Consider the following 16,424-nt stretch of genomic DNA (forward strand, 5'->3'; position numbering starts at 1 on the left):
TCACAAAGGCGTTACATCAGGATCTTATCCATTCAAATGAATTCCGGTGGATAACGATCCAGCCATTTTTCTCCATTTTTTTCATTAATCTGCTTACCACCTCTCTGGATGTATTGAGATCACTGGCTATCTCCTGGTGTGTAAGCTTGATATGACGTCCTAATTTTTTTACCTGCCCCTCAATGTAAAATTCCAAGCGTTCATCCATATTTTTAAATGCGATCGCATTGATGGTGTTCAGTAATTCATCATAGCGGGCCCTCCAGGTCCTGATGACGAAATAATGCCAGCTTTTGTATTTACCAAGCCATTCGTCCATGTAAGAAAGCGGAATGGTCAATACCACCACATCTGTCAGCGCCTTCGCCATTACCTGGCTACTCTCCTGACGGAACGCACATAACATAGATACAGCACAGGCCTGCCCGGGTTCAATGTCATATATAAAGAACTCATTGCCCTGATCGTCTTCCTGATACAGTTTAACGATCCCGTCGAGTATCAGCATAGTTGACCGGATGACCTGCCCTTTTCTCAGCATGGTGGTACCGGCGGAAAAACTGCGTATATCACCATGCTTTTCCATTTCTTCGTAAAGCGCTTCTTCCAGATCCGGGAATAACTGGCGGATGGAGTAGATTTTTTCCATTGGATCAAATTACAACATTAACGTCAACATGTCGAGTTTGGTCAGAAAGGCCGGCTCTTCACTTTGAACCAGATAGCATTACCGACCGCCCTTCAATAAGACGGCAGAATTACAAATATAAGTAATACTTTAAAGTGACTTTAGTCACACAGTGAATGTGACTACATCCAGCCAACTTGCCTGAAGAACAACTCAAAATCTATTTTAAAGGCGGCCAGATCGAAATTCCGGATTTTTCTAACGTGCTGGATTGTGTCAATAGCATATAAAATATCTCTTGCCAGCAGTGCGCTGATATCGTCCACCCTACGGTATTCATTATAATTTAACAGCTGTCCGTAGGACAAACTTTTGCTATGGCGATCTACGGAATTTGCAATATAGATGTATTGCACATCATGAACCTCTGCAGGTCGGGATGTTTCCTGCCTGACAGCATGAACAAGCTTACCTGCTTTACAAACCAGGCCGATATATAATATAGATAAACCAGGGCCATAGTTCCTGTTTTTAAAGAACTGATGTATTAACGGATGAATGAATGAGAGCAGACCGAACTTGTCCGATATATCAATGGAAAGTTCCTGTGTTAAATAGATTAACATAAAACAGCATTTAGAAAGTCTGTCTGAGCTAAAGCGAGATGACTGATCCAGTGCATTCAAAATAAAGGCAACGCCGGCATGAATAGGGTTTGCTATCGTTACAACATCTCCTGGCTCCATTATCCTCACTTTAAAACAATTGCCAGTTTCGAACGCATGTTATGCCGATAAAATGGTTGCAATAAAACCGGGTGAAATGGTTTGTGTCTTATTTCCGTAACAGGCATTTTGCAGGTATGATCGAGAGCGGTTCATGTGAGTTGGCGCATTGAACTAATGATAAAACTCAGCTGGTGGTAACATACTGTGTCCGACCTGCCATATAAGTTGCAAAAAGCCGAGTCGAGCAATGAAAACAAAGATAATAAATAAGGAGGAATATGAAAATATCTGCCTGCAATTATCAGCCGGGTGAAGGGGCTCTTATGGACGTCGTTCGGTAGCAATGCCAGTTGTGGAAGCTGGTTTCTTCAGGATATCATTATTTACCATATAAGCCACAATATGTAAGCTACAGCGGGAAGAATAACTTACAGATGATTACCATCACTGCTGATAGAGATCCTGCTCACCGCTTGATATGTTGATGCCAATTATGGACCCGCTCCCTTAGTACGCAAACAGGTCGGGTTAGTGAAAAGCTGTCCTACACCAAACCATATTACATATTAATTATAAAATGGTCAGATGTGTAAAAATATAGTTTACCATCCGGTATAAATAGGTTTCACCCGGCGCTGATTAATTTCATCGCTGTCGATGACAATCGTTCTTCTTCTTTCCGGGATTGAAAAGGAACTTTAGGCATGTTCTGGATATTAATGATAACGCTACCCTTGTTACTACTGATAAGCTGGTTCTTATTTGCGCCGGTAACATGCTGTATAGACACGCGCATCCCGGTTATGTCGGTGTGTTGGGCAGGTATTGGTACGGCCGACGTTTGGTACAGCAAAGGCAAATGGTGGCTGGGCGTGAGGATATTGCTCATCCGGAAACAATGGCCCCTTGAATCAATCATTACATCAGCTACCCGTAAAAGGAATACCTCGCCTACGCGCGCGAAAGGAGCAAGAACAAAGAAGAGAATCACTGCGGGGAAGACGCTGTCACTCATCCGGACATTTCAAGTGATGCAGTGTCAACTGGCGATTGACAGCAATGACGTTGTGTTGAACGCATGGATGTATGGGCTCAATTTTCTACCTGATATGCGAAAGCATCTCTACGTTAATTTTCAGGATATTAATTTCTTTACGATAACGATCCGCAACAAAGTATGGCGACTGGTATATGCCTGGTTCAAGTAATTAAATCATCACACGCTAAATCAAATTTTATGTCAGTTAATCTCGAAGAAACAGCTAAGCAACTAATTGATTTTCTGAAAATGGAAACAAAGACCGAAACTATTGTCGGGCAGGCATTCCAACTGGGAGAATTCACCTGTGTTCCGGTAGTCAGACTTGGAATGGGACTGGGGTATGGAGGCGGAGAAGGACAGGGCGACATCTCCGGTAAAGGTAAGGGAGAAGGCACAGGTACCGGATCCGGCGCTACCGGTGGGATGGGCATATCTCCTATCGGATTTCTCGTAACCCGCGGAGATCAGATCTCCTTTATCCCCACACATACAAGCAGAGGACTGGGCGCAGCCTTTGAAAAAGTGCCTGATTTGCTGGAAAAAATGCTTGAAAAGAAAAATGGTAAAGCCACCGTATCTTAAACTCATCCACTGTGGCCATGTAACGTGTCAAGCCCTCTTGTTTGAACAACCAGAAACCGGATAAGCAGTATTCACTGCACTATCCGGTTTCATTATATTAATGCAGGCGTATACCTGTCTAAAAGAAAAACATCTCACACCTGTGCAACACAGACTTTACAACCATCTTTCCTCAGACCAGCTCCGGTATACAACGCATGATGCTGCCGGGAACTATACCTGAATACTGTTATTCCCTTTAACTTACTGCGCCATGCATTCATGTAAATATCGTCGATCGCTTCGCGTGAAGTACCCTGTGGCAGATTGATCGTTTTCGAAACCGCATTGTCCGTGTATTGCTGAAATACTGCCTGGTGTTTCAAATGCCACGCGGGATCAATTTCCAAGGCAGTCTTGAAAAGTCGCCGGACCTCATCAGGTAAGACGGATGACGAACCTGCTACGCCCGATTCGAGTATAGGGCCAATCACTTCAGGAATGTCGAGATGATGTTTTTCAATATAAGTGAGAAAGTGCGTGTTCACAGAGGTAAGTTCCATATCATCTGCAACCTGCCTATGCCGGAAGGCCAGTGCGAATAACGGTTCAATAGAGGAAGATACGCCTGCTATCAGTGAAATGGAACCTGTGGGCGCGATGCTCACCATTGTAGCGTTACGCATCGGTTTACCGGGGTGGAATATACTCTGTGACCAGTTGGGGAATGTACCTCTCTCTGCCGCCAGTTCAGCAGAAGTGTCATAACAGACGCGCTGAAAGAACCCCATCAATTTATGCGCTAATGTGATGGCCGCATCATCATCATATGGAATCTCCAGCATAAGTAACAAATCAGCCCACCCCATTACACCAAGTCCAATTTTACGGTTCCCTTTTACCATAGTAGTAATTTCCGGGAAAAGGTGGTCACTGACCTCAATCACATCATCCAGGAACCTCGTAGCCACCTTTATGGTCTTCTCCAGACTATCCCAATCAATACCATCACCACCTTTCCTGCCGGTCACAAATCTCGTGAGGTTAACAGAGGCCAGGTTACACGCCTCATATGGTAATAAGGGCACTTCTCCACAGGGATTTGTCGCTTCTATTCTTCCCAGTCCGGGCGTAGGATTGGCGGAATTAATAGTATCGAGGAATATCAATCCGGGGTCGCCTGTAGACCAGGCTGCGTAAATGATCTCATCCCATAACTGTTGAGCAGAAATGGCTTTTACCACCTTTCCGGTGACAGGGTGCTTTAACTGCCAGGCAGCGTTCCTTTCCACTGCCATCATAAATTCATCTGTTACACCTACAGAGATATTGAAGCCGGACAACTGCCCTTCTGTTATTTTGGATGAAACAAACGTCTGGATATCCGGATGATCGACATTAAGGATACCCATATTTGCGCCCCTCCTTCTTCCTCCCTGGCGGATATTCTCTGTAGCAGCATTGAATATTCTCATAAATGAAACCGGACCGGAAGCGATCCCCCCATGACTACTGACATAATCATTCTCCGGTCTCACATGCGAGAAGTTAAAACCGGTACCGCCGCCACTTTGCTGTATCAGCGCCGTTTGCCTGAGTGTACTAAAGATACCGTCGATACTGTCTGGCACCGGCAAAACGAAACAGGCACTCAATTGACCGACCGGCGTACCTGCATTCATCAATGTAGGGCTGTTAGGCAAAAAATGCAGCTGGCTCAATGCATCAAAAAAGATCTCCTGCCATTTAATGACAGCAGCTTCGCCCCCCCAATGCACCTCTGCACCAGCAACAGCTTTTGCTACCCGCAGGAGCATATCTACTGGTGTTTCCATCACCAGCCCCTTTTCATTTCTGGCGAGGTATCTTTGTTGTAGCACCCTGATGGCGTTTTCAGTGAGTTGGATGTCCATCTTTTTTACTGAAAGTTCCCTATTCCGCATCAGAATAACGGTGATAGCCGTCACCTGTTAACTGGTATTATGTCATCAAATGCAGATATGATTACTGATGAGCGCTATATATTTCAGCACGCAAAAAAACTACTGTTTATCTGTTTATTCGTCACAGGGTTTAGCTTCACGCTGTATGTCCAGCAGGATTTGCCGGAAGTAACAGTGCGGGCAAGAAATTATATGTATCTCAAATCAATGGATCAGAGCGCAGCTCAGCCGGTACAGTTACTTCGCCGACAGATGGCTGCCTACGACGTGAAAGAATCGGAGATCTACCAGGATGATTACGATACGTATGCTATCACTTTTTATCTTCCACGTGGCTATATTCTTGCGGTATATGATTCTACCGGGCAACTGATCAGCACTGCGGAAAAGTTTAAAAATGTAGCCCTTCCTCACGCCGTAACAGCGGCAGTGTCAGAGCGATACCCAAACTGGGGGATCACTAATGACACCTATATAGTCAATTACAAGGATGGGAAAGAAGCACATATCATTTATAAGCTCATTCTGCAAAATGGAAATAAACGCCTGCGCGTGAAATTAGATGAGAAAGGAGACTTTAAAGATTGATGACCGAATACAGGGGAAACATCAGAGACGGCGATGCTGCATCGACAATACCAGCAATGGATATGATCGCATGATTGACCGTCTCACGCTGATCGACGATGCCAATCGCCGGCATCGTTGATCAGCCATATTTGCCCGAAAGAATCTATTCACGTTATTTATGGCAACCTCTTACTTCATCAAATTATGCAGCTATGGAAGGTGAGGGCGTATTATAATCGATCTCCCGGTAAGCCTCGAACAGCTTATATAGTAACGAAGCTACAAATGCCCAAGCACACGCTCCATCGATGCTCTCACTTCTGACGCGAAATTGGTTAGATTGGGATCATATATTCTCTCTACCATCTCTTCAGGATTCACAACAGATACTTCCACTTTACCATCCGTATGCTCCTGCACCACGATGTTACAGGGAAGGAATACACCCACTTTATCGTTGAGCAGTAACGCTTTATGAGCGTAATCAGGATTACACGCACCAAGAATGATATAATTTCTGAAAATGACGTTGATCTTTTTACGGAATGTTTCTTTCAGGTCAATTGAGGTAATGACACCGAATCCCTCCTTCTTCAGCTCATCAGTTACTTTTCCAATAGTCTCCGTAAAGTTCAGATGTACTGTTTTGCTAAGATGATACATAACACGTGTTTTAATATTTGACTGTTAAACGTCCGCAACAGGTATAATCAGCATTCTTCTGCATCAGTAATAATGGTCACTCCTTCCTTTTCCGGTTTTCCAGCTATAATGTAATCCGTAGTGATCAGTTTTCTTCAAATATCGGCCGATTCTATATTCGGCGAAATGAGTGTAATCATCGGAGGCGTTGATGTCTGTCATCTGAAAAATGAGGTTATAGTTCTACATTCAGGTTATGTTATTTTTAGCTGAACAGGTCCTATTACTTGAGGCTGTTTAATAGCAACATACATCATCTTAAATCAGCTACTGTGGGATCAGATAATCATAGCGGGAAAGATTTGCGGCAACCACCCGTTCCTCCAGGCACTAATCTGGGCTGGTTATTGTTTCTGACGGGGCTACTACTTTTTCCTGTCATGCTGAGTCACTCCGGCAGATACATGCAGGAAATAAGCTGGGCAGAATTTGAAAACAGGATCCTGGGACGGGGTGCTGTAGCGAAAATGATTGTGGTCAACCAGGACTATGTTAAAATATATCTGAAGTCTTCCTTTAAAAACGATACGGCATTCGCCGCTGTATTCCATCCGGTATCTGGCAATGAACCTAATAAGGGGCCCCATTACATGATGACAATTGGTTCTATAGAAAGCTTCGAACGTAGGTTGGACGCGGCAGAGCAAAAACTTATTCCGGGAGAGATCATCCCTGTCACTTATGAAAGAACGAAAGCGGGTCTGTGGAACCTTGCAGGCTGGATATTACCTACTATTTTATTGCTTTTGCTCGGCCGGTATTTTCTCAGGGCCCAGGGCCGGGGCAATCAGTCAATGTTTAACTTCGGAAGATCTACCGCCACGCTGATCGAAAAGGAAGATACACATAACATTACGTTCGATGATGTGGCCGGACTTGATGAAGCAGAGCTGGAAGTAAAGGAAATAGTTGATTTTCTTAAGAATCCCGGAACTTTCACCAGACTGGGTGCCAAAATTCCAAAGGGCGTGATGCTTGTTGGTCCACCGGGTACAGGTAAGACGTTACTTGCAAGAGCTGTAGCGGGAGAGGCACAGGTACCATTTTTCACCATTTCCGGGTCCGAGTTTGTAGAGATGTTTGTTGGAGTCGGTGCCTCCCGTGTGCGTGACCTATTTAAAAATGCGAAGGAAAAAGCGCCCTGTATCATCTTTATAGATGAAATAGATGCAATTGGCAGATCAAGGAGCCGGAATGCCTTCTTTACGGGCGCTAATGATGAGAGAGAAAGCACCCTTAACCAGTTGCTGACAGAAATGGATGGATTTGAGACAAATGCTGGCGTCATCGTACTTGCTGCCACTAACCGGGCAGACATGTTAGACCCCGCTCTGTTGCGGCCAGGACGTTTTGACAGGCACATTTACCTGGAGCTGCCTAACCTGAAGGAACGGGAGGCTATATTCACCGTGCATATGCGGCCACTGGTACTGGATAAAACTGTAGACAAGCATTTTCTTGCCGCCCAGACACCTGGCTTTTCCGGTGCAGATATTGCCAACATATGTAACGAAGCAGCGCTGATCGCTGCACGTGGGAAAAAAGCACAGATAGGTACTACTGACTTCCTCGAGGCAATTGACCGTATCGTAGCAGGTCTGGAAAAGAAAAGTAAGATCATCTCCCTGCAGGAAAAAAAGATCATTGCTTTTCACGAAGCAGGACATGCACTGACAAGCTGGTTATTGCCAAATGTGGATCCGCTGATAAAAGTATCTATTATTCCCAGAGGCAAATCACTGGGAGCCGCATGGTATCTTCCTGCAGAGAAAAGCTTACAGACCAGAGCCACTTTCCTGGAGCAACTTTGTGCCACATTAGGCGGCAGGGCCGCAGAAGCGTTGGTCTTCTCCGATATATCTTCCGGGGCATTAGACGACCTCGAAAAAGTAACCAAGGCAGCTTATATGATGGTGGCGTACTATGGTTTCAACGAGAAAATCGGCAACATCAGTTTCTATGATTCTTCTGGTCAAAAGGACACAGGATTCCAAAAGCCGTATAGTGAATCAACAGCCAGGGTGATCGATGAAGAAGTGCGGAAACTGGTAGACGGCGCTTATCAGAAAACCAGTGCGTTATTATCAGAACACAGGGAACAACTTACCGCAATAGCTGAATTGTTATTAAAAAAGGAAACTATTTATAAGGAGGACCTGGAACATATCCTTGGCAGCAGAGAGGAGTCAGAAAAAAGTATGTCGAGGGCTGTTTAAACGAATAAATTCGCTGTAAATCGGAAAGCCAAAAGAACAATCGTAACTAGCGTAAACACAAAGAGATTATTTCTTTCGAAATAATCTCTTTATTCTGTGACCTCGTCTGGATTCAAACCAGAAACCTTCTGATCCGTAGTCAGATGCTCTATTCAGTTGAGCTACGAAGCCATTCCCGTTTGGGGATTGCAAAGATGCACAAAAAATTCTAACTACCAAAAATATTCTGTAAAATAAGTGTGTATTATCCTTACTGGGATATATTTATGCTCAAACCCCTACCAGCCAGGTACTTCGGGAGGCACTTTAATGCATAAACGATAGACGTAACTTTTACTAATCCTGATAATCTGCGATCGCAAAAAGCAGTTTACATGATAACGTACCAGGAGATTGTAATCGGGTACTGCAGGCAATAAAAAAAGGAACTACAGCAGTAGTTCCCCTTTTTTGTGACCTCGTCTGGATTCAAACCAGAAACCTTCTGATCCGTAGTCAGATGCTCTATTCAGTTGAGCTACGAAGCCATTCCCGTTATTGGGATTGCAAAGGTAGGATTATTTTCATATCTACCAAATTTTTGAAATACTTTTTTTATTACATCCATAAAGGACAGGTTCCGTAAATTTACCGCCCGTCGTTAACCGGCGGGATCTATTATTTAAACAGTAGCAAGTGAAGATACAACTCTGGAGCATAGGAAAGGAAAATGACCCATATATCAGGGACGGCATCGCCATCTTTCAAAAGCGTCTCCAACATTATGTGGATTTTGATCTGAAGCTGATTCCGACAGTAAAACAGGCCGCCAGCCTTTCCATTCCTGAACTGAAGAAAGCAGAGGGCAAGATGATACTGGATATGCTACAGCCGCAGGATTACCTGGTGGCGCTGGATGAATATGGGAAAATGCAGACGACCATACAGCTGGCCGATTTCCTGCAGCAAAGGGCGAATGCCGCTACTCGTCAGGTGATCTTTCTGATCGGAGGAGCGTTTGGTCTGGACAGTGCGGTACTGGACAGGGCACAGCTAAAACTTTCGCTCTCTCCCCTCACCTTTCCCCACCAGCTGGTCCGGCTGATCATGACGGAACAGCTTTACCGGGCATATACTGTTCTGAACCGAGAGAAATATCATCATCAGTAAAAAATTAGTATAATTACAACCGGATTAAATTAACTGTTTAGAATGGAACTGACACTCAGCATATCAATAATTGTGATCACCTGCCTGATTTCTATCCCGGCTTTTAACAATGGGAAGATGGTCGATGACCTAAGTATGTGGCCTTACATGGTGAAAGAAAGGAATCAGTATTACCGCTTTATTACCTCGGGATTTGTACATGCAGATTTCATGCACCTGGGTTTTAACATGTTAACCCTGTATTTCTTTGGTAGTGCCATAGAAAATGCGTTTGATTTATTATTCGGGAGTAAACTATATTTTCTGTTTTTTTACGTACTGGCGCTGATACTGTCAGATACGCCCACGTTTATAAAGCACAGGAATCATTCCTACTACCGCACGATCGGTGCTTCAGGCGCGGTGTCCGCCGTTGTGTTTGCGGCGATCCTTTTCGACCCATGGAATAATATCTACGTATACTTCATCCCTGTACCAGCAATTGTATATGGTGTATTATACCTTGGCTATACGATTTATATGTCCCGTAGTGAGAACAGGGATGGGATCAATCATGATGCGCATCTCTGGGGAGCCGTTGTTGGTATTTTGTTTCCGATAGTCTATAAACCAGAGATAGCAAGCTATTTTCTTGAGGCGCTACTGGCAGGGCCCGGAAGAAGATAGCGACTTCTTCCCTTTCCGGTTTGTTTTTTGTAAGGGCAATGGCGGACAATATGCGCCATTACTGCAAAACAAGCCACACATATGAAGCTAGACACAGCTAAAATCTTACAGAAAAGGAAAAAACAGATTCTCGAACTGTGGATGAAGAATCAATTAGTGGATTTTTCTCTACGGGAAGACCTCATGTCGAACGATGAACTGTCGGTACAGTCAGAAGAACTTGTAGACGTTTTACTACAGGCTTTAAGCAGTGGTAACCTCGATGACATACAATCCAGCTCGCTGGAACCTGTCTATGAGGTATTAGAAGGTATATCTATTTCCAGGGCTAAACAAGGTTACTCTCCCAGGGAAACAGGAACGTTTGTATTCAGCCTTAAAGACGCACTCTTGTCTATTCTGCAGCAGGAGATCAAAAATGACCCGGTTCAGCTATTGGAGGAGAGCCTGAAAGTCAGCAAACTTGTTGACAGTCTTGGCATCATAACATTTGAAACCTTTATCAAGGGAAGGGAGGAAGTTATACTTCGTCAGACAGATGAAATAACTGAGATTTCCACCCCTGTTATACGTGTATGGGATGGTATCGTAGCCATGCCTATCATCGGCACACTTGACAGCGCCCGCACACAGGTCGTTATGGAAAGTTTGCTGCAGGAGATCGTAGAAACCTCCAGTGGTATAGCGATCCTGGATATTTCCGGTGTACCAGCTGTCGACTCACTGGTTGCCCAGCACCTTATCAAAACCGTCAGCGCCACCCGCCTCATGGGTGCAGAGTGTATTATCAGCGGTATCCGTCCTGAAATTGCGCAAACGGTCGTTCACCTCGGCATTGATCTTTCCGGTATCATCACTAAAGCTTCGTTGGCAAGCGCTTTAAGGCATGCCTATGCACTTATGCAGCTGGAAGTTAAAAAAGTAGTCGTTAAGTAAAAGAAGTGATTAATGGATAAAATACCGATTCTTAAAATTGGGCATTTCCTGATGGTGGCTATTCAGGTGGATCTGTATGACCGGCTGGCGCTCAACCTGGAAGCAGACCTCGTACAGGCAGTCAGCAAGACCGGCGCCCGAGGAGTGTTAATAGATATATCAGCTGTATCCATTGTAGACTCTTTCATGGGAAGAATACTCGGTAATATAGCTGGTATGAGCAAAATACTGGATGCAGATACGGTCATCGTTGGTATGCAGCCTGCTGTTGCTATCACACTGGTTGAGCTGGGACTCCCGCTGAAAGGCGTCCAAACGGCACTGAATGTAGAAAAGGGAATGGAATTGCTCCAACAGAAAATAAAAATCACAGAAGAAGAAGAACCAGAGGAATGATAGTACTATCCAGCGATAATATGCGCATTGCGAAAGAGTTGGATATGGTCGTTTTCAGGAACAGATTAAAGGAATTTGCCGTTAAAATAGGCATGGGCCTTGTCAATCAAACTAAACTGATCACTGCCGCCAGCGAACTTTCCAGAAATATGCTCCGGTACGCCGGAGAAGGTACTGTCCTCATTGAAATAGTTAACGGCCAACGTCAGAATGGTGTCCGTGTCACCTTTTCAGATAAAGGCCCTGGCATTCCGGATATAGATCAGGCCATGAAAGATGGCTTCTCTACCGGCAAAAGTCTGGGACTGGGATTACCAGGTGCAAGGCGCCTGGTGAATGAATTTGACATTAAAAGTACGGTGGGTAAAGGAACTACCATTACGATCACTAAATGGAAGAATGGATAACCGGACGGCAAATCAGTTTTAATATAGAGGACAGAAGTTATCTGGCCCTGTTAAAACGTGAAATACACCGTCTTTCTGTACAGTGCGGCCTGACTGAAAAAAGAGTAGCTGAGATAGATATTGTGATAGCTGAAATAGGGTCTAATATTATTAAACACGCAGGTAGTGGAGAGGTACTGGTCATGCTGACCGATCAACCACAACCGGCTATTGAAATTATAGCCCTTGACAGTGGTCCGGGTATCTCTGACCTCGCGAGAATGATGCAGGATGGTATATCCACATCCAAAACACTTGGACATGGACTGGGTGCCATAAAACGACTGTCAGATTTTCTTCAGATATATTCTGTTAAAGGCTGGGGAACTATACTGCTATGCAGATTTTATCTCAGGCCTGCGGAACAATATCCTCCTAAGCCGGGCCCGGAAATAAGAACACTGCTCCTCGCCAAACCTGGTGAAAGAGCTTGTGGAGACGGCTATTTTATCAACGCCGACAAAACAGGTATCCGCATGTTCCTTGGGGACGGGCTCGGACATGGCATAGAAGCTAATAAAGCCGTAAGTGCCGCTATCAGTTCTTTCAGGTATTGCATGCTGTCTGATCAGGGGGATATTTTAAGACAGATGCATGAAGATGTCAAACGTACACGCGGACTGGTGGGTTCTATCGCTGTTTATAATAACCGGCTCAGACACTGGCGCCTCTGCGGTGTGGGTAATATACATACCCGTTTATGGACAGCTGCTGTATCCAAAACATTCCTCCCCTATAACGGCATCATCGGTCATAACCTGCCCCGTACTATCAATGAACAGGTAGCAGAGCATGCTGAGGGAAAAGAGCAGATCCTGATCATGTGTTCCGACGGTATCAAAACGCGATGGGAAATGACGCGTTATCCCGGAATTTTCAGATACGACATGTCTATACTGGCAACAGCCATTTACAAGGACAATGCTCGTAAAACAGATGATATGTCAGTAGTAATTGTTAAAATAAAATAAGGACAATGCAGGAAATAACCCGGATCACGCTCGAAACTGACATGGACCTGGTGCTGGTGCACAAGCGTACAATGAAGCTGGGAGAACTTGCAGGCCTGTCTCTGGCATCTCAGACCACATTCGCAACAGCCGCTTCTGAAGTGGCCAGGCACGTGATTGAATATGGCCACAATGCCGTATTGCTGCTCGGAGTAAAGGCAGACATCAAAGATCCGGAGAAATTCCTCGTAGCAAGAATACTGGACCGTAATATCAATCTGACTGAAAAGATCAATGAGAGCATGGTATATGCCAAGAGACTGGTGGACCTGTTCACACTGGAACAAACGAATAAAGGCATTGAGATCACCCTTCAATTCCGGATACCAGGCGTACAGAAGATCATTAGCAGCCGTATTGAACAGTGGATCTCCGCCTTCAGTGTTGAGCAACCTCTTTCTCCGTATGATGAGATCAAACGAAAGAACAGACAGCTGCAGGAGCTGGCGGAAAAGCTGAAAGAAAGCGAGACGCAATACCGGGAAGTCACCAACGCATTACCGCTGGTGATCTTTTCAATCAATGAGGAAGGTGAGTTACTGTATGCCAACAGCTGGCTTAGATCCTTTACAGGCTACGATCTCCATCAGTTGAATGAAAACAAATGGCGGCCCGTCATCAGAGATGAGGAATTCATTGCTGCCTGGGAATACTGGTGGCAGCATCAGCACGCACCTTTCAAAAGAGAAATGGAACTACGGAATCAACAGACCGGTGATTTCATCTGGCATCTGATCTCAGTTACACCTGTCATGAAAGATAACGGTGAGATCATTTACTGGACAGGTTCTATGGTAGATATCCATGCGCAGAAGGTAATGGAACGGACGCTGCGGGATAACAAGGAACTGAAGGAAATGAAACTCCTGCTCGAAGAAAAAGTGAAAGAACTAAACAGGAGTAATCAGGAACTGGAGCAGTTCGCCTATGCCGCGTCGCATGACCTGCAGGAGCCGTTACGGAAGATCGTTTACTATAGTGACTATCTGAATAAGCACTACGCCGAGGAGATCGATGAAAGAGGTAAACTTTATTTTGGTAACATGATGAGCGCCAGCCAGCGCATGACACAGCTGATCCACGACCTGTTGAACTTCTCCCGTATTTACAGAGAGAATCTGCACCTGGTCAAAACAGATCTGAACCTGCTCGCAACAGAAGCGATGAATGATCTGGATATGGCCATTAAAGCCAAACAGGCGCATGTCGAAGTAGGCGATTTACCTGTGATGGCAGTGTATCCAATGCAGATGCGGCAGCTATTCCAGAACCTGATTTCGAATGCGATCAAGTTTTCAGACGAACACAGATCACCACTGATCAAGGTATATGCCCTGGAAAACAGTCAGCACACACAATTGATCTTTGAAGACAATGGTGTCGGCTTTGAAGAGAGATACCTTGATAAGATGTTCAGTCTGTTTCAGCGGCTGCACTCACGGGAAAAGTATGCCGGCACTGGAATAGGGCTCGCAATGTGTAAGAAGATCGCCGACCTGCATAATGGTAGTATTACTGCCAGCAGCAGTCCGGGACAAGGAGCAAAATTTATATTGACACTGCCGCCCGTTGCATAAGCCGGCAGGAATATTTGGTTTTATTTAAAGAAAGAATTTATCAGTTATGGATAATACTGTAAAGATATTACTGGCAGATGACGATCTTGAGGACCGTTTCATAATGCAGGATGCCTTTAACGCGATAAATCTGCCGGAGGTACCACTACTGGTGGAAGATGGAGAAAAAGTGCTGGAGTATCTTTCGGAAACACACCGGAACGAAGGCCAGTTGCCTTCGCTGATAGTACTTGATCTCAACATGCCACGATTAAGTGGCACACAAACACTGCGTGAGTTGAAGAGCCTTGACGCCTATAAACATATACCGGTTATTATCTTCTCCTCTTCACTGAACGTGATCGAGATGCATGAATGTAAACAATTAGGGGCTTTATCTTATATGGTGAAACCTTTTACCTATGAAGAGTATCTGTTGTCCGCCCAGCATTTTTATGACTTCTGTCTGAAGAAGCATTCATTTCCTGAGTTCAACAGTCTTATAAATAACTTTAAATGAAGTGGGGGCTTATAAGGCCTCCCACTCTATTGTCAGCTGATCTTTTGTGTGTTGTGTAACCTTAAACCTGTCGTCTATCCTCAATCCTACGATCCATACCACCCTTTTGGAAGACTCAAGTACCCATATATTTTCCTTCTGCGGAACAGACAATTTCTGATCTATAAAAAATCTGCTCAGCTTCTTCTTTTTACGCATACCCAACGGGTAAAAGTAATCACCCTGTCTCCATCTGCGCAGCAGTAACGGATATTGCAATGATGCTTTGTCCAGACAGGCAATAGCAGCTGATGCAGGTATAGGTGTTTGCTCTTTCCTGACAACAGTCCTCAGTCTTAATATGCCGTTGGCGGTTGCCACTACACTCCTATCCTTTTCTATTACAATAACTGCCGCTTCCGTTTCCACGAGGGGTGTAATGAGTAACCACTGTCTATCCCGGATAATGCGGTGTGTAGCGGTTTCTACTATTTTCCCGGAAGTGCTGTCCAGCAGCTCCAGTACCTGCGGAAGCTGGGGAGGTGTGCAACCATACTTGCGGAATATTTCCCAGGCGACCGTCTGCATCGGAATAGTCTTCTGTAATTTCAGTACAGGTACCATGTACATATTCCCTTTCTGTTCAACCAGTCTTCTGACATGTTTTTCCAGGGCCTGCTGGTAGAGCACTTCTGCTTCCCGGAAACGTGCTATGCTGGCGGCAATATTGGGCACCGTGCCAGGATTAGCCTCCTGCATGACGGGGATCACCTTATGACGGAAGAAATTGCGTGTATATTTGGTGGTAAGGTTGGAACTGTCTTCTACATAGCTGATGCCGTTTTCCTGTGCATATGCCAGCAGGTCTTCCTTCTGCGCAAACAGCAGGGGACGGATTATTTTACCCTGAGCAGGCAGGATGCCATGCAGGCCGGAGATACCGGTGCCTTTGCTGAGATTCATCAGTAAAGTCTCCACACTATCCTGCATATGATGTGCTGTAACGATAAAGCTATATCCTGCTTTTGTCCTGGTCTCTTCCAGCCACTCATAACGCAGTTCCCTGGCGGCCACCTGGATGGATACACGTTTGGATTCGGTGTAGGTCAGCGTATCAAAGCGTATATGATGAAAGGGTACCTGGAGGACATCTGCAAGGGTCTTCACAAATGATTCATCACGTACGGATTCTGCTTCGCGCAGCTGAAAATTACAATGTGCGATAGCGAAGCGGAAGCCGGCGGCTTTAAAGAGATGGGCCATTACCACAGAGTCCAGCCCCCCGCTGACAGCGAGTAGCAAAGACTGGTCAGGTGCGAACAGCTGCTCTTTTTCTATAAAAATTTTAAATCCTGTCAGTAAATCCATTTGCTGGT

At 45.0% G+C, this 16,424-nt stretch carries 17 protein-coding genes and 2 tRNA genes; 12 read left to right on the top strand and 7 right to left on the bottom strand.

The annotated features are described in order from the left end of the window. Positions 1-16: 16 nt before the first annotated feature. Positions 17-649: a Crp/Fnr family transcriptional regulator gene (locus tag GWR21_RS04605; protein ID WP_162330605.1), complete on the bottom strand. Its 633-nt coding sequence runs from the start codon at positions 647-649 to the stop codon at positions 17-19. A gap of 161 nt (positions 650-810) precedes the next feature. Next, a complete protein-coding gene (locus GWR21_RS04610; protein ID WP_162330606.1) occupies positions 811-1,374 on the bottom strand; it encodes a hypothetical protein in 564 nt (187 codons plus the stop codon). A 785-nt stretch (positions 1,375-2,159) separates the two neighbouring features. Between GWR21_RS04610 and GWR21_RS04615 the strand changes: the two genes are divergently transcribed. Next, positions 2,160-2,564 carry a hypothetical protein gene (locus GWR21_RS04615; protein WP_162330607.1) on the top strand — a complete coding sequence of 135 codons (405 nt, stop codon included), beginning with the start codon at positions 2,160-2,162 and terminating at the stop codon, positions 2,562-2,564. Positions 2,565-2,593: 29 nt separating this feature from the next. Further along, a complete protein-coding gene (locus GWR21_RS04620; protein WP_162330608.1) occupies positions 2,594-2,980 on the top strand; it encodes a GerW family sporulation protein in 387 nt (128 codons plus the stop codon). Between the two features lie 134 nt (positions 2,981-3,114). On the opposite strand, the gene GWR21_RS04625 is transcribed toward GWR21_RS04620, so the two are convergent. Beyond that, positions 3,115-4,872, bottom strand: coding sequence for an adenosylcobalamin-dependent ribonucleoside-diphosphate reductase (locus GWR21_RS04625; RefSeq protein ID WP_202929045.1), 1,758 nt, complete (start codon positions 4,870-4,872; stop codon positions 3,115-3,117). A gap of 237 nt (positions 4,873-5,109) precedes the next feature. Between GWR21_RS04625 and GWR21_RS04630 the strand changes: the two genes are divergently transcribed. Next, complete coding sequence (locus GWR21_RS04630; protein ID WP_238430187.1) at positions 5,110-5,490, top strand: nicotinate-nucleotide adenylyltransferase; 381 nt, start codon at positions 5,110-5,112, stop codon at positions 5,488-5,490. 261 nt (positions 5,491-5,751) lie between these two features. Here the strand turns inward: GWR21_RS04630 and GWR21_RS04635 are convergent, their stop codons facing one another. Next, on the bottom strand, positions 5,752-6,135 hold the full coding sequence (locus tag GWR21_RS04635; protein ID WP_162330609.1) for a DUF302 domain-containing protein: 384 nt from the start codon (positions 6,133-6,135) through the stop codon (positions 5,752-5,754). Between the two features lie 311 nt (positions 6,136-6,446). On the opposite strand from GWR21_RS04635, the gene ftsH reads away from it, so the two are divergent. Next, positions 6,447-8,390 (top strand): ATP-dependent zinc metalloprotease FtsH, encoded by a 1,944-nt coding sequence (gene ftsH, locus GWR21_RS04640; RefSeq protein ID WP_238430189.1) that lies wholly within the window; start codon positions 6,447-6,449, stop codon positions 8,388-8,390. 97 nt (positions 8,391-8,487) lie between these two features. Here ftsH and GWR21_RS04645 read toward each other — a convergent pair. Continuing rightward, a tRNA-Arg gene (locus GWR21_RS04645) sits at positions 8,488-8,561 on the bottom strand. Positions 8,562-8,843: 282 nt separating this feature from the next. Beyond that, positions 8,844-8,917, bottom strand: a tRNA-Arg gene (locus tag GWR21_RS04650). 148 nt (positions 8,918-9,065) lie between these two features. Here GWR21_RS04650 and GWR21_RS04655 point away from each other — a divergent pair. The 8 genes from GWR21_RS04655 (at position 9,066) to GWR21_RS04690 (ending at position 15,069) form a co-directional block, all read left to right on the top strand. Further along, positions 9,066-9,539, top strand: coding sequence for a 23S rRNA (pseudouridine(1915)-N(3))-methyltransferase RlmH (locus tag GWR21_RS04655; RefSeq protein ID WP_162330610.1), 474 nt, complete (start codon positions 9,066-9,068; stop codon positions 9,537-9,539). 42 nt (positions 9,540-9,581) lie between these two features. Next, complete coding sequence (locus tag GWR21_RS04660; RefSeq protein WP_202929046.1) at positions 9,582-10,205, top strand: rhomboid family intramembrane serine protease; 624 nt, start codon at positions 9,582-9,584, stop codon at positions 10,203-10,205. 81 nt (positions 10,206-10,286) lie between these two features. Continuing rightward, complete coding sequence (locus tag GWR21_RS04665) at positions 10,287-11,141, top strand: STAS domain-containing protein (RefSeq protein WP_162330611.1); 855 nt, start codon at positions 10,287-10,289, stop codon at positions 11,139-11,141. Positions 11,142-11,153: 12 nt separating this feature from the next. Beyond that, positions 11,154-11,537, top strand: coding sequence for an STAS domain-containing protein (locus GWR21_RS04670; protein WP_162330612.1), 384 nt, complete (start codon positions 11,154-11,156; stop codon positions 11,535-11,537). Next, complete coding sequence (locus GWR21_RS04675) at positions 11,534-11,944, top strand: anti-sigma regulatory factor (RefSeq protein WP_162330613.1); 411 nt, start codon at positions 11,534-11,536, stop codon at positions 11,942-11,944. The genes GWR21_RS04670 and GWR21_RS04675 overlap by 4 nt, the downstream gene beginning before the upstream one ends. Continuing rightward, positions 11,929-12,954 (top strand): ATP-binding SpoIIE family protein phosphatase, encoded by a 1,026-nt coding sequence (locus GWR21_RS04680; RefSeq protein WP_162330614.1) that lies wholly within the window; start codon positions 11,929-11,931, stop codon positions 12,952-12,954. The genes GWR21_RS04675 and GWR21_RS04680 overlap by 16 nt, the downstream gene beginning before the upstream one ends. A 5-nt stretch (positions 12,955-12,959) precedes the next feature. Then, a complete protein-coding gene (locus GWR21_RS04685; RefSeq protein ID WP_162330615.1) occupies positions 12,960-14,570 on the top strand; it encodes a sensor histidine kinase in 1,611 nt (536 codons plus the stop codon). Between the two features lie 46 nt (positions 14,571-14,616). Beyond that, a complete protein-coding gene (locus GWR21_RS04690; protein WP_162330616.1) occupies positions 14,617-15,069 on the top strand; it encodes a response regulator in 453 nt (150 codons plus the stop codon). 9 nt (positions 15,070-15,078) lie between these two features. Here GWR21_RS04690 and tilS read toward each other — a convergent pair whose 3' ends face one another. After that, positions 15,079-16,416 (bottom strand): tRNA lysidine(34) synthetase TilS, encoded by a 1,338-nt coding sequence (tilS, locus tag GWR21_RS04695; protein ID WP_162330617.1) that lies wholly within the window; start codon positions 16,414-16,416, stop codon positions 15,079-15,081. Between the last annotated feature and the right edge of the window lie 8 nt (positions 16,417-16,424).

Origin of the sequence: Chitinophaga agri, from assembly GCF_010093065.1 — a bacterium.
GTDB lineage: Bacteria > Bacteroidota > Bacteroidia > Chitinophagales > Chitinophagaceae > Chitinophaga > Chitinophaga agri.